At 45.4% G+C, this 17,635-nt stretch carries 15 protein-coding genes, 1 tRNA gene and 1 pseudogene; 6 read left to right on the top strand and 11 right to left on the bottom strand.

Going from position 1 to position 17,635, the window contains the following annotated elements:
* Positions 1 to 46: 46 nt before the first annotated feature.
* Positions 47 to 397, top strand: a complete 351-nt coding sequence (locus QUA34_RS25695; protein WP_333389932.1) for an S-layer homology domain-containing protein — start codon at positions 47 to 49, stop codon at positions 395 to 397.
* A 71-nt stretch (positions 398 to 468) separates the two neighbouring features.
* On the opposite strand, the gene QUA34_RS25690 is transcribed toward QUA34_RS25695, so the two are convergent.
* From QUA34_RS25690 to QUA34_RS25675, 4 genes are all read right to left on the bottom strand, one after another.
* Complete coding sequence (locus QUA34_RS25690) at positions 469 to 804, bottom strand: XisI protein (RefSeq protein WP_333323374.1); 336 nt, start codon at positions 802 to 804, stop codon at positions 469 to 471.
* A 218-nt stretch (positions 805 to 1,022) separates the two neighbouring features.
* Positions 1,023 to 1,904: a hypothetical protein gene (locus tag QUA34_RS25685; RefSeq protein WP_333389931.1), complete on the bottom strand. Its 882-nt coding sequence runs from the start codon at positions 1,902 to 1,904 to the stop codon at positions 1,023 to 1,025.
* The gene (locus QUA34_RS25680) at positions 1,882 to 6,186 is read right to left on the bottom strand and encodes an AAA domain-containing protein (RefSeq protein WP_333389930.1); all 4,305 of its coding nucleotides are present in this window, start codon (positions 6,184 to 6,186) and stop codon (positions 1,882 to 1,884) included. The genes QUA34_RS25685 and QUA34_RS25680 overlap by 23 nt, the downstream gene beginning before the upstream one ends.
* A 183-nt stretch (positions 6,187 to 6,369) precedes the next feature.
* A tRNA-His gene (locus QUA34_RS25675) sits at positions 6,370 to 6,442 on the bottom strand.
* Between the two features lie 652 nt (positions 6,443 to 7,094).
* On the opposite strand from QUA34_RS25675, the gene QUA34_RS25670 reads away from it, so the two are divergent.
* The 4 genes from QUA34_RS25670 (at position 7,095) to cobA (ending at position 11,349) form a co-directional block, all read left to right on the top strand.
* Complete coding sequence (locus QUA34_RS25670) at positions 7,095 to 8,621, top strand: serine/threonine-protein kinase (protein WP_333389929.1); 1,527 nt, start codon at positions 7,095 to 7,097, stop codon at positions 8,619 to 8,621.
* Positions 8,622 to 8,816: 195 nt separating this feature from the next.
* Complete coding sequence (locus QUA34_RS25665; RefSeq protein ID WP_333377587.1) at positions 8,817 to 9,500, top strand: manganese catalase family protein; 684 nt, start codon at positions 8,817 to 8,819, stop codon at positions 9,498 to 9,500.
* A gap of 272 nt (positions 9,501 to 9,772) precedes the next feature.
* Positions 9,773 to 10,507 (top strand): sirohydrochlorin chelatase, encoded by a 735-nt coding sequence (locus QUA34_RS25660; RefSeq protein WP_333389928.1) that lies wholly within the window; start codon positions 9,773 to 9,775, stop codon positions 10,505 to 10,507.
* Positions 10,504 to 11,349: a uroporphyrinogen-III C-methyltransferase gene (gene cobA, locus QUA34_RS25655; RefSeq protein ID WP_333389927.1), complete on the top strand. Its 846-nt coding sequence runs from the start codon at positions 10,504 to 10,506 to the stop codon at positions 11,347 to 11,349. The genes QUA34_RS25660 and cobA overlap by 4 nt, the downstream gene beginning before the upstream one ends.
* 130 nt (positions 11,350 to 11,479) lie before the next feature.
* Here cobA and QUA34_RS25650 read toward each other — a convergent pair whose 3' ends face one another.
* Positions 11,480 to 13,735 carry a transglycosylase domain-containing protein gene (locus QUA34_RS25650; RefSeq protein WP_333389926.1) on the bottom strand — a complete coding sequence of 752 codons (2,256 nt, stop codon included), beginning with the start codon at positions 13,733 to 13,735 and terminating at the stop codon, positions 11,480 to 11,482.
* A 412-nt stretch (positions 13,736 to 14,147) separates the two neighbouring features.
* Here QUA34_RS25650 and QUA34_RS25645 point away from each other — a divergent pair.
* Positions 14,148 to 15,219: pseudogene (locus QUA34_RS25645) on the top strand (IS630 family transposase).
* Positions 15,220 to 15,359: 140 nt separating this feature from the next.
* Here QUA34_RS25645 and QUA34_RS25640 read toward each other — a convergent pair.
* The 6 genes from QUA34_RS25640 to QUA34_RS25615 form a co-directional block, all read right to left on the bottom strand.
* Positions 15,360 to 15,482 (bottom strand): photosystem II reaction center protein J, encoded by a 123-nt coding sequence (locus tag QUA34_RS25640; protein ID WP_006635506.1) that lies wholly within the window; start codon positions 15,480 to 15,482, stop codon positions 15,360 to 15,362.
* Positions 15,483 to 15,554: 72 nt separating this feature from the next.
* A complete protein-coding gene (locus tag QUA34_RS25635; protein WP_015176850.1) occupies positions 15,555 to 15,677 on the bottom strand; it encodes a photosystem II reaction center protein L in 123 nt (40 codons plus the stop codon).
* 9 nt (positions 15,678 to 15,686) lie between these two features.
* Positions 15,687 to 15,824, bottom strand: a complete 138-nt coding sequence (gene psbF, locus QUA34_RS25630) for a cytochrome b559 subunit beta (protein WP_006635504.1) — start codon at positions 15,822 to 15,824, stop codon at positions 15,687 to 15,689.
* Positions 15,825 to 15,844: 20 nt separating this feature from the next.
* Positions 15,845 to 16,093 carry a cytochrome b559 subunit alpha gene (gene psbE, locus QUA34_RS25625; RefSeq protein WP_006635503.1) on the bottom strand — a complete coding sequence of 83 codons (249 nt, stop codon included), beginning with the start codon at positions 16,091 to 16,093 and terminating at the stop codon, positions 15,845 to 15,847.
* 56 nt (positions 16,094 to 16,149) lie between these two features.
* On the bottom strand, positions 16,150 to 17,163 hold the full coding sequence (locus QUA34_RS25620; protein WP_333042721.1) for a photosynthesis system II assembly factor Ycf48: 1,014 nt from the start codon (positions 17,161 to 17,163) through the stop codon (positions 16,150 to 16,152).
* Positions 17,150 to 17,485 carry a rubredoxin gene (locus QUA34_RS25615; RefSeq protein WP_333323360.1) on the bottom strand — a complete coding sequence of 112 codons (336 nt, stop codon included), beginning with the start codon at positions 17,483 to 17,485 and terminating at the stop codon, positions 17,150 to 17,152. Before QUA34_RS25615 ends, QUA34_RS25620 begins: the two co-directional genes overlap by 14 nt.
* Positions 17,486 to 17,635: the final 150 nt, after the last annotated feature.

Below are 17,635 nucleotides of genomic sequence, written 5' to 3'. Positions count from 1 at the left end.
TTATATTTAACTCTGCTTGAATATATCGTGAGCTCCTGTTCTTAGTTTGCGATCGATTATTCAGCAAACCCTAGTTAGCTACTATCAAGATGGAACTTTTAAACCTACGCAGTCCGTCACTCGCGCTGAATTGATGGCGATGCTCTGTCGAGCGGCGGAATTTGGTTTCTCTGCCCGGGGAATGAACAGGGATTTAGTTGCTAAAGAACCGTCTAAAACTTTTTCAGATACTCAGAATTATTGGGCTGCTTCTATTTTTACTCAAATGTTTTCTTATTGTTCTGTTGCTGCCGCTCTTAACGAAATTGGCGATCGGTTTTCTCCGAATGATTCAGCAAAACCCAATTACGCGGAGGCCGCTACTTTGCGAATGCTGAAATGCGTTAAGGCTCAGTAGTAAAAAGTAGATACCCGACAACTTTTGCGAAGTCGGCTATCTGAGTATTTTGTTTTTTTTAGCTTGACATTTTACGCTACACCATAATCAGTATATGGCCGTTTGTATGGCGGTTGCAATCCCAAAATAATATCCTCTCTCGGTACTCCCATTGCAACTAATTCCTCCGCAGGATTTTCCTCGGTCAAATTTTGTTGGAGCCAGATTTTTCCATCTTTGATGTCAATGTGAATGAAGGTTTGATAAATCCGGGTTAAGTGTTCCCAGCCGACATTCATCCACTGATAATGATCTCGCTCTGTGTCTAAAATTAGTTGCACTTCGACTTCATGATCAGAAACATCTTCTTCGGCATAACGGGTGATTAATATCTGAACGTATTGACGATATTGAGCTAGTTTGTCCATTGTACAATTACTTCATTTGTTGGTTAATACTTATATGTTGTACTCTTGTTAATAACGGGCAAGATGCCCGTTTCACAATAAAATCAACTTTTGTGGAACGGGCATCTTGCCCGTTCCTAAACAAGTAATTGAGAAGGGTGCAAGATATCAGTTAATCTGGACTAAAGTCTTCAATACAAACCAGTTCGTAATCAGGAGTGTAGTGCTTATCATATCGTTTACTTGGGTTTCTTCTTAGATGGCTTTTTAGGAGTTTTCTGGACGGGGATTGTCTCTGATGCTTGCTGTGCGATGTCTGGGGTTACTTTACACAAGTCGTTCAATAAAAGTTTTTGTTGCGATTCAAGTTCGTTTAGCAAGTTTGAAGCTGTTTCTAATATTTGTTTTCCCTGTCTGGCTTGAATAGTGGTTTTATTTTCTATCGCATCTAGCAACACAAAAATCGAAACTGTTTGCCAAATATCTAAATCGTCGCCGACGACATCGCAAGCAGAGACAATTTTACCGTTTTGTGGGGCGTGAATTCCTAAGCCGGAATCTTGAATTAACGGCTGGATTTCTGCTAGACTTAAATTCGCAAGGTCGCTAATTTTATGTTCGAGCGAGACTAAATCGGCTAAATCTGGTAAGTTGACCGATTCTGCGGCTAAAGCATCGAATTTAAAGGTAAGAGTTTGATTCAGCGGATCGGAAATGGCGTAAATTGATTGAATTTGCGATCGACTAACTGCACCTTTCTCGAAAAAATCTCTGCCTTGCTGGGCGATCGCAATTTGCCCATTTTCAGCCACCTCCAAGCTTTCCAAACTAACCAGAGTCGCCGCCGTAGTCTTCACAAAAATCTCGTCCAACCCCAGCAAATCCGCCAATTCCTTCAAAGTTGGCGCAGGTTCAAACTCAACGCCCGCCCGCAAAATGAACTCTTCCAACACGTTAAACTGGCGCGGTTCGCTAATCGCCACCTCCAGCGGAGTTTGGCGGATTGCAAAGCGGAATTGACGCGCCGCCAACACTGACAAACCCGGATTTTGTTGCTCAATTTGTTCCGCTAGCGAACTTAAATTCGAGTCTATTGGCTTAGTTGAGGACGCTAGAAACATCTACAAAACCTCCGCAGTGACGCACCGTTTTTGAAACTTCCTGATACATTTTTCCCACTGTACCTGTTTGTTGGGTAAATAAATCGTGGCACCCGACAACTACCAGCAATTCTTGAGCGCGGGAAAATGCCACATTCACCCGTTCCGGTTCCTTAGCAAATCCAATATCGCCCCTAACATTATTGCACACTGTGCTGACAATAATTACAGGCCTTTCCATGCCTTGAAATATGTCAACTGTACCAGTGCGGATGCTCAAAGCAGGGAATCTTTCGCCTTCGATTCTGTCTTTAATTGCATTTAATTGAGCAGCATAAAAAGTGATAATTCCGATTTCTTTTGGCGGTTCACCGTCAGCAACTTTGGACCGCCAAGCTATCTCCATTTGTTCGCACAAACGCTCGATCGCATCAATCTCCTTGACATTCAACCGCGAAGTACCCTGTTTTTCCTCTTCAAATCCTTGTCCAATGGGCGTTTTCACCCAGAGAATGTGATTATTTTCTTGAATGATTCTACCTGCGAGGTTGTGGGCGCGCTTGGTGTCAGCTTCCTGAATGCCACAGTTGAGTTTTTGCTGGTAAAACTGATTAATTGCGCCCATGATTTGTGGGTGCATTCGATACTGAGTTGTCAGCATTTTTTTGATGCTGTCGCTGGCATTTTCAAACAAAACTTTGAACAGCGATTCTTTGATAAAGCTAAGTTCGTCTCCGGTACAGCCGATGTCTTCGGCAATATCGTCGATCGTACTTTGATTAAACATCGGCGGCAATTGCCTGTGATCGCCCACTAATACTAACTTTCTGCCTTTCAAAGCGGGGATTAACAACTCTGGGGGAGTGCATTTGCTAACTTCGTCAATGATGACTGCATCAAAGCTGGGAAAGTTTTTAGTAAAATCGAAACTAGCAGCTTGCACGCAAGTAATGCCGATGACGTTGGCATTGTCAATATAAATTTGCTTTAAATCATTGCGGTCTTTTTCTGATGGATTGCGGAGTTTTTGAATCCAATCTGTTACAAAGTTTTGAGAGCGATTTAGTGCTGTCTCTTCTTGTTCTAATTTCCGTTGCCAAGTTTTGAAGAGACGCTTAATTTTGTTTAAAAAAGCTACGGTGAATAATCCTGTATTCGGAACTTCTGGCTGATATTGAGGCGGGATAGTTTGCCATGCTGACTCCCACCACTTTCTCTCAACAAGTAATGCTGCTGTCGGTTGCTGCTGTTGCAGTTGAGCGGTAATTTCGCTCAATTCTGCTTGAAGTTCGGCGAGTTGCTGCTGCGAAGTTGCAGCCGCAATTTGCAGCGGGGATAAATCCTCGTCAAGAGTGTTTTTGATGGTTTCCAAAACCCCAAAAGGATCTAAGTCAGCAATGGATTTTTCAAGCTGAATCGTGCTTGCTTTCCAAGCCTCAACTTGCTTGACAAACTGCTGCGGTTGCTCCCAAATATTCGATTTTTGGGCGAGATATTGTTCGGATAAAATCCGCAATTTTGCAGGGACGTTTGGCTGTTGGACAATTGCTTGCAACAAATTAGTAACTTCGCTAATTTTTAAGTTTGCCTCTTGCTGCGCTGTTTCTACCTGAAGTTTAGCGGCGGATATTTGCTGCTGGTTTAAGGTTTGACCGATTTTATCTAATAATTGTTGCTGTTTGATAAGCTGCTGTTCGGTTTCGGTTTTCAGGGGAACCACGCACTGACGGGCATTTGCGAGGATACTGTGCAGCAATTCTTTGACTAGGCGATCGAAGGTGGCCTGGATATGATTTGGATGCAATGATTCACTATAAAATTGTTGAATGCTACCTAAGAAAGTGCGAGCTTTTTCGATGATAAATTTGCGCTGACTTTGGCTGACTTGGGAATAGCTGGCGAAGTCTTTGGCTAGTTGTTGCCACTGTGTACGATCGCCCGCATAGAGCACGATCGGCGTTTGACTCAAATTTAGGTGCAAAAACTCGCTAAACCGGAACTGTTGCCCTTGTATGTCCTTAAAACCTGCGCTTTCTTCGTGGGATATCGCCTTTTGCAACCGATCCAAATCGGGCAAATTGATTTTGCATTTGGGCGGCACGATCGGCAATTTGAGCGATCGGGCAATTTTCAGCAATCCTGCCGGCAATTCTACCATATCATCCGTCAGCATTGCGCCCGTTTCCCAGCAATTTTTCACGACTTCATAAAGTCCCGTATCTGCTGTCTCAATCCACTGTGCAACGGCGACGACAACGGCTGCAATTTCCGCTTTTCGCAGTTCCAAATTCTTGATTTTCTGTTCGAGATTGTGGCGGTGTGTCTGATTTTGCCGATCGCCCAATTCGAGTTGATTCACAGCATCAGACATCTGCCGCGACACCCGCAACGACTCTGCAACCGCCGACATAGCGTGACAAACATCATCAGCGCGATCGAATGCCGTCTTAAATTCCGATATTTGCGCTGCTACAGTTTCCAGCAGCCAAACCCCAATCCCAAACGCGCCGCAAGCAGGGCGATCGAAGCCGATTTGAGTAGCATAGCTGGCGGCAATCCGAACATTTGCCATAAAGTTTTCTACTAAAACATTACCTTCTGAATAGGGTTTTAGTCGGGGCATAAACTCGGCAACTTCTGGAGATTCCCAGTTGACATTCGGCGCATCCAGCAGATTTTTCAACCCACTAACTAGAGATTCAATCTCGCTTTTTTCGCTTAAAATCCGTTCATAATCTGCTGCTTGCTGGTTGCACTTTTCCTCAAGGTTGGCTTTACTGTCGTGCAGGTGTTTTAGTTCATTAAAAAAATCTCTCTCTGCGGCACAGTAGGCGGTAAATCGCTCGGATTCTGCCAGCAACTGCCGCAAAGATTTAACATTAGTCAGGCGCTGCGAGAGCTTTTCTTCGCAGTCAGTCGCCGTATTTTGCAGCCAAGTGCCGATCGCATTTTCCTCTAAAAACGGCTGCCCTTCTTCCTGCACCTTATGAGCTTTTCCCTTTCGCAAAGCCCGAATCGCCGGATTGTGAACTAACCGACTCAAAGCATTGTCTACAGCTAAATTTGCTTGCGAAGCAATGAGCGTTTTGCCACCCTGACGGGCAATTTGATAACAAATCTCCGCAATCACAGTCGTTTTCCCGGTTCCCGGCGGGCCTTGAATCAAAATTAAATCCCGCGCCGAAAGCACCGTTTCTACGGCGGCAAGTTGGTCGTCATTAGCATTGCGATTTAATAAGTTTTCCCGGTCTAATTTAATCAGTTTTTCAGGTAGTCTCGCCTGAGAAGAGTCGAATAAAAATTCGCTCAAATAGGGATTTTGAGCGCGGCCATCTGTCAGCATTTTTAAAGCTTTTTTCTTGCGTTCAATCTGACTGATATCGCCCGCCGCCTCAAAATACAAGAATCCTTGTTTGGGCATTTGATATCTGCCGCCCGCCATGCGAGTTCCTAAATCTACATCTAACTTAATGCGTAATTTACCATGTTCAAAGTCAATTTCAACGATGCTACCCAATGTCTCTCCATCGCGGCTGCTTCTGCTTCCGGGCGGCGAATCAAACAGGATAATTTCTTCATTTCTGGCTTTTTTCAGCCTGTCGCGAAAGTCGCCCAATTCTAAGGGATTTTCCTCATAGCCGTCAAGAGTTGCGGAATTACGATCAATTTCAAAAGTGACGATTTTAAAGCCGGAACCGTAATTATGACCGCGAAAAGGTACGCAAAATTGACGCGCTTCCGCGATGCGTTTTTCAACATTTAAAAAAGTATGCCAAACTTTTAGTTGTTCGGTAGTTGGTATGTGTCTGTTGTCCCAAAATGGCATTTGTTGGACGCGGGCGATCGACTTTACAGGAATTGGCGACCGAGTGTTAGCCAAAAGTCGCAACTGCACCGGCAAAGCATACCCATCTTTCCTCCCTCTGGGAACCGCCACCAAACCAGCATCCAGCAGTTTTAAACCACCAATTCCGTCTTCACAGCGTACAGTAGCTAATAACCGCAAAGTGCGATCGGCTTTTTGCAACAATTGGGGTAATTCAAAATCATCTCCATCCGTAGCAAGCAGCAATTCCCAGATTTCTTCTTCCGAAAACCTCTCATTTACCTTTTGGCGACGCACGTAGAAAAGATTGTGGGATTTGCCAGCAATCTCCGACATCAGAATTTCCGCACGTTCTCTGCATTCCCAATCGCAATATTTCCCTAAAGCCGCTTCTCCTTCTATATCCCGAATAAACTTATTAATTGTGCGATCGCCACTAAATTTATATCCCCAATCTTCTGTTACTAAAGATGGCATATTTTGATTTTAGATTTTAGATTTTAGATTTTAGATTGGATTTAAGATTAGCACATCGGAACTTGTGCCGACAGAACCGCAACATCCCAAAAAAAATTAAGGTGTGCAATGCACACCCTACGACCAATCGCAAATTACCGTACAGGCAATGGGCCATCGTATTAAACAGTTGAGAATCAAAAGGGCGAACGATGGGACTTGAACCCACGAATGGTGGTACCACAAACCACTGCCTTAACCACTTGGCTACGCTCGCCGTATCAGTTTTAACTATAGCATCAGATCTCAGCACAAGTCTAGGGGTAAGGCCAAAATATTTTGAAATATTTTTGAGCGTCCCTGAACCGGACAGATCGATTGTGCCTTAAATTTCAGGCACAGTAGGAGTTTAGCACAATTTTCGGCCTGTGCGATCGCCCTGTGCGAGCCTCTTCGAGGGCTTCGCCAACGGCAATTATCTCGCCCCCAGCACTCATGCGGCGTGGGTTCGGCTGATCTGGCAGCGTCCCGATTCGATCCAGCGCATTAAAATAGCCTTATCAGCCCAGGCGCATCTACATTTTACAGTCCTGTTTGATAAAACTCACCTCTGGCACCATTTTTAAGAACAGGCTTTCCGGCCTGTTCCACAAAGAATGAATTTCTTTTAGGGTGGGATCTTCTAGCCCGCCCCTAAAAGCCTGATGGAGAATGGTGCAACATCTCAGATGAAATGGTTGGAGGGTGTCCCGCCCGCCCGAAAAATACAGCGCCAGAAGCGGGACAGCTTATCCCACAACGCATGAGTTATCAACCATCCCTTTTCTCTCTCTTCTCTCTTCCCTATTCCTTCGCGTCGCTTCGCGTCTTCGCGGTTCGTTTAAAAAAAAGTCTTGTCCGCAATATAAAATCCAAAATCTAAAATCCATATGAGCTACTGTGTCAACCCAGAATGTCAAAATCGTCAAAACTCCAACACCGCCAAATTTTGCTTAAACTGCGGCTTTAACCTGTTGCTGAGACAGCGATATCGCCCGATTGAACTTTTAGGTAGAGGCGGATTTGGGAAAACTTTCCTAGCAATTGATGAAGACATCCCATCTCTACCCCACTGTGCTGTCAAGCAATTTTATTTTTACGACCGCGACCCCGAAATTTTCAACAAAGCCGTTGAATTATTTCGCCAAGAAGCCGTCCGTTTAGACGAACTCGGAAAACACCCGCAAATCCCCACATTATTAGCTTGCTTTGAACAAGAAGGTCATATTTATTTAGTTCAAGAGTTTATAGAGGGAGCGACTCTTAAACAAGAATTAGACAAGAGTGTATACGATGAAGAGCAAATTTGGCAAGTGCTGCAAGACTTATTGGCCGTGCTGCAATTTATCCACGACAAGCGCGTCATTCACCGCGACATCAAACCCGAAAATATTATCCGCAGACAGTCGGACAACAAACTCGTATTGATCGATTTCGGCATAGCCAAACTGCTGACTGATTCAGCGATACTCCGTTCAGCAACGCTCATCGGCAGTCAAGATTATGTAGCTCCCGAACAAATGCGCGGCAAAGTATTTCCTGCTAGCGACCTTTACAGTTTAGGGGTTACTTGCGTTCGCCTAATGACGCAAGTTCCTCCCTTGGATATGTACGACTGCAACAACGAGCGCTGGTGGTGGCGCGAGTTTCTCCCCAAAGCCACGAGTATTAGCGAGGAGTTAGGTGAAATTTTAGATAAATTGCTGCAAACTCGTCTCACTCAGCGGTACAGTTTTGCTACGGAAGTTTTGGATGATATCAAAGCAGCTTTAGATATTCGCCATCAACATTTGCTTGCGCCCACAAAGCCGATCGCTCCTGCTCTTAATAATAGCGACAATTCTGCCGATATCAACGCGCTACCAACTCCTGATTCTCCGATTTTACCCACAAATGCCGTAGCCAATTCCGCAGAAATTTTTCCCTTCTCTGTTACTTCAAATCTAGATCATACCCTAATTTCTGCCCAGGGAATTAATTATACCAAACTGCGAGATTTTTTGTCAAACAAAAATTGGAAAGAAGCTGATCGCGAAACTTGGGGCTTGATGTGTCAATGTCTTTCCCAGCAACCGGGAACTCAGCTAGAAATTAGCCAAATTTACCAGATCCCCTGCGAAGATTTGCAAACAGTCGATCGCCTTTGGTTGCACTACAGTCAAGGTCGGTTTGGCTTCAGCGTCCAAAAACAAATTTACGAAAGCGTTAAGGGAGACTATATCAGATTTTGCGATCGGGTCAACTGGCAAACCTACAATTCTGCTACTACTTTAGGGCAGATTAAATTTAGTCAGCAAGCACCAATCGGACACCTCCCGTCTCGCAGTTGGGTTGGCGGCATTCAGTGGCTGCGACACCTCGATGCCCTGTCAGCAAAATTAACCGAGTGCGACAATAATGCAGCTTGTAAATTGTAGTATTTATACCGACTAACTAGCTAAAAATTTAACTTTAAACTCTACCTGAAAGCAGATAAATTTGTCGCGAGAGATGTATCCATCGACCGAGGCTCGGTGCGATCGATTGTCGCACAATGGATTCTGAAGGCGAACACAGATAAAGTCTGCAATCCTTCAGACTTTAACAACCGAACTAAAAAGAGGTATCGATCCATGTTTTTTCACAAAAAACAATTAATGGCTGCGGTGACAGTAGACGAAGCCAACCCCCGTTTTGCCCAATTGCTGCTAGAACAGTTTGGCGGAGCAACCGGAGAACTGACAGCAGCTCTGCAATACTGGGTGCAGTCCTTTCACTGTGAAGATGCAGGGATTAAGGATATGCTCCAAGATATTGCAATAGAAGAATTCAGCCACTTAGAAATGGTTGGTAAACTCATAGAAATGCACACCAAAAACTCTGACCAAACAGAAGCTTATAAAAGCACTTTGTTTGCCGTGCGCGGTGTAGGCCCCCACTTGTTGGACAGCCAAGGTCAAGCTTGGACGGGTGCTTATGTGAACGAAGGCGGCGATGTGGTGCGCGATTTGCGCGCTAATATCGGTGCGGAAGCAGGAGCCCGTCAAACCTACGAAGAGTTGATTAAACTAGCACCGGATATGGGAACGAAAAAGACGTTGCAGTTTCTGCTGACTCGCGAAATTTCTCACACTCAGATGTTCATGAAAGCTCTGGAATCGCTGGGTAAACTCACCGATCCCATGTTCGGCAATATTCCGCCAGATTCCACCGTGGATCTCTACTTTAACTTGTCCACAAATGGCAAGGATGAACGCGGCCCTTGGAACTCGGAACCTACTTTCCAATACATTGCCGATCCCGCTCCCAAAGCTTAATTTGAGATTTGTTTAGCGTGTAGGGCTTAGAAGATTTAAGCCCTGTATTAAGTAATTTTTAAGCCGCCCGCCTTCTTTTGTAAGGTGGGCGGCTTAGAAGATTTAAGCCCTGTGTTGAGTAATTTCCAAGCCGGGTACTTTGCTTTAGTTGTTAAAGGTGCGTGACTCGCAAGCTTCAGGTTGAGGGTTGAGTATTTTTCAAGTCACGCGCCCTACGGTGTTATAATTATTTGAAATTCGGCTCGAACATTAACATCAAATCCATATTGAAATTGCGATCGACCTATTTATTAGTTTCTCACGGCAGCCGTGACCCCAGACCCCAACTAGCTTTGGAAAACCTAGGTCAACTGCTGTCTCAAAAATTGGCTGACTCATTCCCGGCAGTAGCAACCGCCACCTTAGAACTCGGCCCCGCACCGCTGCACGAACAAATTTGCAGTTTTGGCGAACGTACCCTGTCGCTGGGACTGACAGAATTGCAAATCCTGCCTGTATTTTTATTGCCGGGAGTTCACGTCGCCGAAGACATACCGGCAGAGGTGGAAATTGCCCAAAAAACTTTTGGTGACCAGCTAAAAATTGCATTGCGCCCCCATTTAGGTTCCCAGGAAGCAGGCTTAACAAAACTGGTAAAAAGTCAGATGAAAGAGGTGACTTTTCTCCCCAATCTGCTATTGCCAAAATGGATTTTATTATCTCACGGCAGCCGTCGGCCCGGAGGTAACTCGACAGTTGAGGAAATCGCCAGCAAACTCGGTGCGCTGACAGCTTATTGGTCGGTAAAGCCGAGTTTGTCAGAGCAAATTGACAGTTTGGTTCGTGGTGGACAGCAGCAAATAGGAATTGTGCCATACTTCTTATTTAATGGAGGAATTACAGATGCGATCGCCAAAAATGTCGCACAGCTAAAGCAGCAATTTCCTGCGGCGGAACTTCATCTCGCGAATCCTCTAGGCGCAAGTGTACAATTAGCAGACTTAATTGGGAATTTAATTCAAAAATGAACCCCAGAGGCACAGAAGAGGTAAAGGAAGCAAGAAAGATGTCTTTAGGAAAAGTGTATTTAGTAGGTGCGGGGCCCGGAGATCCGGGTTTGATGACCTTGAAGGGAAAAGCTTTGTTAGAGTGTGCGGATGTGGTGATTTATGACGCTTTAGTCAGCCCTCAAATTTTGGCAGCAATCAACCCCCAAGCAGAACGAATTGATGCCGGAAAACGCAAAGGGCGTCACTCGTTAATGCAGGACGAAACCACTCAGTTAATGATAGAAAAAGCTGGAGATAATGCGATCGTAGTTCGTCTCAAAGGCGGCGATCCGTTTATCTTCGGCCGCGGTGGCGAAGAAATGGAAGAGTTGGTAAAAGCTGGAGTGTCAGTAGAAGTCGTCCCCGGCGTAACTTCTGGGATTGCGGCCCCTGCTTATGCGGGAATTCCTTTAACACATCGATCGTACAGTTCCTCTGTCACCTTTGTCACCGGTCACGAATCAGCGGGAAAATATCGACCGGAGGTAAATTGGCAGGCGATCGCCCGTGGCTCCGAAACCATTGTAGTATACATGGGAATCCACAATTTGCCTTACATTATCGGCCAGTTAACAGCAGCCGAATTGAGTGCAGAAACGCCCATAGCGTTAGTGCGTTGGGGAACGCGGCCGGAACAAGAAGAATTGATCGGGACTTTGGGTACAATTGTAGAGCAAGTTGAGGCGATCGGATTTGCAGCACCTGCGATCGCGGTAATCGGAAATGTTGTCAATTTGCACTCGATATTGTCTGGCTGTCGGCCATATCAGACGGCGGTTGAAACCGCACCTAAACAAACGATGTCCGCCTCCGCGGACTGAAGAAAATAAATTAATTTTAACCGTCTTTGTCTTCAACCCGCGGAGGCGGGTTTTGTCTGTGTAGACGCGGTTTCAACCGCCGTCTCTTCTTCGTATAGACGCGGTTTCAACCGCCGCATCTTCTTCTCATTCAACGCGCCACCTGCCGCATATACTCCCCCCACAACTGAGCGGCATTTGCACTACCTCCGGCAGTCGGAGAATTATCATCATTTCCCAACCAAACTCCTGTCACCAGTTGCTGACTCGGAATATAACCGACAAACCACAAATCTCTATTATCATTAGTCGTGCCTGTTTTTCCAGCTTCTCCCAAGCCCAAAGCAGCACTGCTACCCGTACCTCCCCGCACCACACCTTGCAGCATATCTGTCATCGTATCCGCTACTGCTTCAGAAACTAACTGCCGATTGGCAATGCCATCTTTTTGATACTCATAAATCACCCGGCAACTGTTAAAATCATTTCGATCTTTGCAATCGCTGCTGTCAATAATTCGCTTAATTACGTGGGGGCGATTTCCTAAACCCCGATTGGCCAAAACCCCGAAAGCACCCGTTAATTGCAACACATTAACTTCACTTTCACCTAATACTAAACCAGGATTAGAACGCAGTTCAGAAGTAATTCCCAAACGCCTAGCCATTTGCACTACATTGTCTAAACCTACATCTTGTTGTGCTATTCGCAAAGCAATTGCATTTTCCGACAATGCCAAGCCGCGATACATATCAGTATTACCGCTGGTTCTTTCGCAACCACTATAACTTTGTCCTCCCCAGGAAAGGGGAGCGCAAGAATAAGTTTTATCGGGTGAGATTCCCCGTTCCAGGGCGGCTGCATAGGTGAAAATCTTAAATGTAGAACCAGGCTGTCTCAAAGCTTGAGTAGCCCGATTAAACTGACTTTTCAAGTAATCTACGCCCCCAACTAAAGCTAAGACTTCCCCGGTTGTACTATTGAGAGTTACCACGGCTCCTTGAGAAAAGCCAGCACTTGCTCCGGCATTTTCAACAGCATTTCTGAGGGAAGCTTCAGCCACTTTTTGCAGGCCGGGATTCAAACCTGTTTCTACAATGAAATTGCCTTCTCTGGCTAACTGCTCCCCCAGCAAAAACTCCAATTCGTCAAATACATAACTGTAGAAATAAGGAGCGATCGTACTTTGAAGATATTGGCGTGCTTTGGGATTGATCTCAATTCGCGATCGCCTTGCGCGATCGGCTTCTTCCTGAGAAATCGTCCCCAGTGCCCGCATCCGTTCGATCACTCGATCGCGATACTGCACCGCCAACTGATAATTTTGAATCGGATTAAAACTGTTGGGAGCAGGCAAAATCCCTGCCAAAGTTGCCGCCTCTGACAAAGTTAAATCCCTCGCCGACTTCCCAAAATAAAACCGAGCCGCATCCTCAAAACCGTAAAGGTCAATCCCCAAAAACACCCGATTTAAATAAGTCAGCAACAGCTCATCTTTGCTGTAATAATTCTCCAGTTTCAAGGCAACTACAGCTTCCCGTAACTTGCGCCCTGCCGAATCTTGAGTTCCCACATAATCTCGAAACAAACTCCTCGCTAACTGCTGCGTCACAGTGCTGCCGCCTTCGCGAATTCCTCCCCCGCGAACATTGGTCAAAAGCGCGCGCAAAACTCCGATCGGATCTACTCCTAAATGCCAATTGTAGCGACTGTCTTCCGAAGCAAGTACCGCCTTGGATAAATAAGGCGAAAAATCCTGTAATTGCTTTAATTCTAAGTGAGCGTTATTCTGAGGAGGACGCAGGGGAGTTTGCCCATCGCGCGCGTAAACAATCACGGGGCCATTGATACTTCTTGGCAGAGGCCGCACTTGAAACTTTGTCGATTCCATGCCTACCAACACGGCAATCAAAGCGGTGATTCCACTGACGCTGTAAAAGCTGTAACGCACAAGTTGCAAATACCAAGGCGGCGGATATACGTACTGAATCCTGACAGCGGCGGCTAGTTCCGGCGGCCCTAAAGTGAACACGTCTCCGTGACGCAGGGACATACTTTTAACTCGCCTTTTGCCATTGTAAATGCCGTTTGTGGAGTCTTCATCTTTGATGACAAAAGGAGTCCGCCGCCGAGTATCGCGCGACAGAGATAAGTGTACGTGACTGACAACGGGATTGCGAACTACTATATCTGAAGATTTGGACGATCGACCTAACAAATATCGATCGCCCAACAGCGGATAAACCTCAGCTTTAGCTGCACCGGCATCCTGTACCCACAGTTCGGGTACTTTGGCGTTTGGTTTCAGCGCTAGCTGGTTAAAATTAACCTTGGCAATAGTCTGGACTGCTTGGGTAATCGCACCCAAGACGGTTTGAGGTTTGCGGGGTGGCGGCGGTGGGGTCATATTTCGCTGTGCACTACGATCGAGCGATCGGCTCTTGCACCATTCTACTCGCAACTTTTGGCTAATTTCACGATCGGCTCACACTCTCTTAGTGATCGTCGGCTAATGGCGATCGATTTTGGGGTTATTGGTGAACCCGCAATGCCAGCAGTTGATTGAGCAAATCTCCACCCAACCACCAAAAATCCCCATCTGACAACGCCGGATTAAATTCTCATATCAACTCCGCTAGCATCGGAATTGTAAAATCGAATTAACAGTCAATACTCAACTATCATTCAGTTTTTCGACCCCGAGTTAACAGTCAACAGTCAACAGTCAACAGTCAACAATAATTCCGGTGTCACCGGAACTTATACCATTTTTTTAAAGATGTGATAGACTTTTGTAAAAAATAAAGGAGAGAATTACAATGTCTGGTCGTCCTCATATAAAAATTACAGAATCTGTAGAAGATTTGCGAGAGATCCTCAAGAAACAAAAAAAAATACTAGCTTATAATAAAGTTCAAATGCTTTATTTATTTCAGTCAAAACAAGTAGAAACTGTTCGGGAAGTATCCACAGTTTTAGGTAAAAGTGAGGCAACGATTCATCGCTGGCTCTCCCAATATAGAAAGGGCGGTCTGGAAAATTTGTTAAAAAATAGGCAGGTTTTTGGTCGCCCAAAAAAGTTCTCAGTTGAAGTAGCAGCGACCTTGCAACAAGAGTTGAGAGACCCAGAAGGATTTCAGAGTTATAAAGAAGTTCATCTCTGGCTCTGGTTGATTAAAGGAATAGCTAGCAGTTACCCGGCTGTATATTCTTTAGTTAGAGGGGAATTAAAAAGTAAATTAAAAATTCCCAGACCTCGCAGTATTTATCAGAAATCTACGGCAATTAATGAATTTAAAAATAACTTGCATCAACAGATAAAAGCTTTACTAGACAGAGCTTTACCTCAAGTAAATAAATATAAAAAAGTGTGTTATTGGTGTAGTGATGAAACGCGGATAGGGCTGCATACAATTCGTCGGCGCAAGCTGACGCTTTCAGGCGTAAAGCCCCTGGGCAAGCATCAATGGAAATTTGAGTGTTTTTGGCTGTATGGGGCAGTATCAATCGCTACTGGAAAGAGTTTTTTTTGGGAGTTTTCGCATTTAGACAAAGTTTGTTTTGGAGCATATTTACAACTTTTGTCAATACAATATCCTGAGCAATTACACATCATTCAAGTTGATAACGCACCCGCTCATAAGTTGGACTCATCTGAATTACCAGACAATGTTATTTTACTATTTCAGCCTCCGGCTTGTCCCGAAGTAAATCCGACAGAAAGAGTGTGGGAATATCTGAAAGATTTTTTAGCGAAAGTCGGTGTTTAGTAATCTTGACGAACTCCGCACAAAAGTCCAGGAAATTTTGGCATCTTTCACCGATCGCGTCATTGGTTTTCTCACCGGATGGTCTTGGATTTTACATTCTTTATCTCTATCACATCTTTAAAAAAATGGTATTATATCATAAACTGGCCAAAAAATTCACACTATCGATAACAGTTATCCCCCATTTACCAACACAATTTGCATAATTAAAACCCCCCTTGAAAAAGGGGGGTTTTAAGCCGAAAATCAGCTTGATTCTTCTTACATCGAAGAACCCAAACCGGCATAAGCACCGTAGAAGAAAAGACTCACAATGCTGAGAACACCGAGGCCTGCAACAGTAGCTACCAGCCACAAAGGAATTCTGCCACTTTCACTAAACATAGCCATCACCTCACTAATTTACAGCTAAACAAATTCGACGATCGAACTATCGAAAGCAAACTCAGACACCAGTTAATTAAAGAAATAACTGGAAAACAAAATACCCAAAACAAAAATCAGCAACAAACCCAAATACAAAGAAGTCCGGTTTAACTCAACAGGCTGCTCGTTGGGATTAGGAACGCGCTCAGGCATTGTAAACTCCTATCGTTGAATAAATTGCATTGCTGCGATCGCGCCCAAAAAGAAAATTGTTGGGACACCTAAAGTATGAACTGCCAACCAGCGCACCGTAAAAATCGGATACGAAATTGGCTCATTATTTGGGGTTCTGCTCGTCATTTTTCCAAATCCTTGTTAAATTACTTGGCAATGAACTGATCTACTTGTTTCTTAGCTTCAAAGCGATCCGAAATAATCGGCACTTCTTCCCGCTGCGGTGTGAAATACTGGTTAGGGCGAGGAGTTCCGAAAGCATCGTAAGCCAAACCCGTTTGCACAAACAGCCATCCAGCAATAAACAAAGCCGGAATGGTGATGCTGTGAATTACCCAATAACGGATACTTGTAATAATGTCCCCAAACGGACGTTCTCCAGTTGTACCGGCCATTTAGAATCCTCCTTTCAACAACAAATTGACAGACAATCTCTATTACTATTCTACTATCAAGCAGCTTGTGCTGAACCTTGATATTTAAGTAGAGTACCGCTCGCGCCGATCACAAATCCGCGATCGGGGCCCATAAAGACAATCCTGTAAAAATTAGCGGGAACATCTTCTACTTCGCGGTCTTTTAGCCAAGTTTTCCCGCCGTCCAAACTGCACAGCAAATTGCCGCCGCCACCGGCTACCCAAACTTCATTATCAGTCCGGTAAGCCATGTCCAGCAAACCCCAACTCGCCTTGCGATCAGGAAAAAACGGTTTTCCCCAACCTTCAGGATTGGACGGGTCGCTAAACTGAATCTGACCGCCGCGGGCGAGCATCCACAAACGCCCATCCTTGGTAAAGCCCATATTTTGCAAGCGGCGAGAACTATTGCGGTTGTGAGGTTCCCAAGCTTCTTGTCCTGGTTTCCACACCGAGTAGAAATTGCCCTTCGAGGAAACCGCAACATACTGCCCGTCTTCAGAACGGTTGATATTGCGAACTACCCCAAAAGAATCCTGCACGACAGCTTTCCAATTTTTGCCGCCGTCCGAAGTCCGGTAAATCGCCCCGACATCGGTCGTCATCTCGGCGGAATTTGGGCCCAAAGCGGCGATCGTACTCGGAGAACCGGGCAACTGAGAGCTCAAAGCAATCCGCGTCCAAGACTTGCCCTCATCGTTTGTGTGGAGCAAAACAGAAGGCTGGCCGACAATCCAGCCTTCTGAACCGGAAAAACTCACCGACGCAAAACGCGACCTCGGATCGTCGATATCCAGTGCTATAGGCTTCCAGCTAGTGCCACCGTCAAGGGTTTCGAGCAGAGTCGCCTCAGAACCCACAACCCAGCCGTGCTGAGGATTGCCCGTAAAGGCAATATCCTGCAAATTAGCTTCCGTTGGCAAGGAAATCACTTGCCACGGGTTGTAACTCACAGAACCGATGGTGCTGCAACTCGTACAGATGAGCGCAGCGGCCAATAACATTACAATTCGTTGCCAAAATCTCACAATCGTTTTACTGCAAACCATACATACTAAGTAACAACAAGAAACCAACGACCAAGCCGCCAAAAATCAGCAAACTTTTCTGACCTTCGGTCATGCCGTTGACACCGACACCGTAGCGCTGATTTGCCTTAAATCCCGATACCCCTTCCTGCTGACCGAGATTTTGAAACACCGACTTGCGCGCCCCGCAAACGGGACAGACCCAAGTTTGGGGCAAATCTTCAAAAGCCGTGCCAGGGGCAATGTCATTTTTAGGATTCCCTTTTTTCGGATCGTAGACGTAGCCGCAGGCGCGGCACTCGTGCCGATCGAGGGTTTTGGTTTCAGTAGCTCGATCGCTCATAAAATCTCTAGGAGTGTGGAAACCGCGTACCTTGATGGTCACGTATGAAACAGGACGCTGAATAAATTCAGAGTCCCCGAAAGGGGTTGGATAAGTAGAGGAGTAGTGCTTATCCATTTCCCTGTATGCCGGGAAGCGCCTTGCTACTCC

Source organism: Microcoleus sp. POL10_C6 (genome assembly GCF_036701585.1).
Lineage (GTDB): Bacteria > Cyanobacteriota > Cyanobacteriia > Cyanobacteriales > Microcoleaceae > Microcoleus.
This window is presented reverse-complemented; position numbering and strand designations above follow the sequence as displayed.

Excerpts from the sequence above, each read along its gene's own strand:
- QUA34_RS25690 (WP_333323374.1), bottom strand. The coding sequence starts at position 804 with ATGGACAAACTAGCTCAATATCGTCAATACGTTCAGATATTAATCACC.
- QUA34_RS25685 (WP_333389931.1), bottom strand. The coding sequence starts at position 1,904 with ATGTTTCTAGCGTCCTCAACTAAGCCAATAGACTCGAATTTAAGTTCG.
- QUA34_RS25680 (WP_333389930.1), bottom strand. The coding sequence starts at position 6,186 with ATGCCATCTTTAGTAACAGAAGATTGGGGATATAAATTTAGTGGCGAT.
- QUA34_RS25670 (WP_333389929.1), top strand. The coding sequence starts at position 7,095 with ATGAGCTACTGTGTCAACCCAGAATGTCAAAATCGTCAAAACTCCAAC.
- QUA34_RS25665 (WP_333377587.1), top strand. The coding sequence starts at position 8,817 with ATGTTTTTTCACAAAAAACAATTAATGGCTGCGGTGACAGTAGACGAA.
- cobA (WP_333389927.1), top strand. The coding sequence starts at position 10,504 with ATGAACCCCAGAGGCACAGAAGAGGTAAAGGAAGCAAGAAAGATGTCT.
- QUA34_RS25650 (WP_333389926.1), bottom strand. The coding sequence starts at position 13,735 with ATGACCCCACCGCCGCCACCCCGCAAACCTCAAACCGTCTTGGGTGCG.
- QUA34_RS25640 (WP_006635506.1), bottom strand. The coding sequence starts at position 15,482 with ATGTTTAGTGAAAGTGGCAGAATTCCTTTGTGGCTGGTAGCTACTGTT.
- QUA34_RS25635 (WP_015176850.1), bottom strand. The coding sequence starts at position 15,677 with ATGCCTGAGCGCGTTCCTAATCCCAACGAGCAGCCTGTTGAGTTAAAC.
- psbF (WP_006635504.1), bottom strand. The coding sequence starts at position 15,824 with ATGACGAGCAGAACCCCAAATAATGAGCCAATTTCGTATCCGATTTTT.
- psbE (WP_006635503.1), bottom strand. The coding sequence starts at position 16,093 with ATGGCCGGTACAACTGGAGAACGTCCGTTTGGGGACATTATTACAAGT.
- QUA34_RS25620 (WP_333042721.1), bottom strand. The coding sequence starts at position 17,163 with ATGGTTTGCAGTAAAACGATTGTGAGATTTTGGCAACGAATTGTAATG.
- QUA34_RS25615 (WP_333323360.1), bottom strand. The coding sequence starts at position 17,485 with ATGAGCGATCGAGCTACTGAAACCAAAACCCTCGATCGGCACGAGTGC.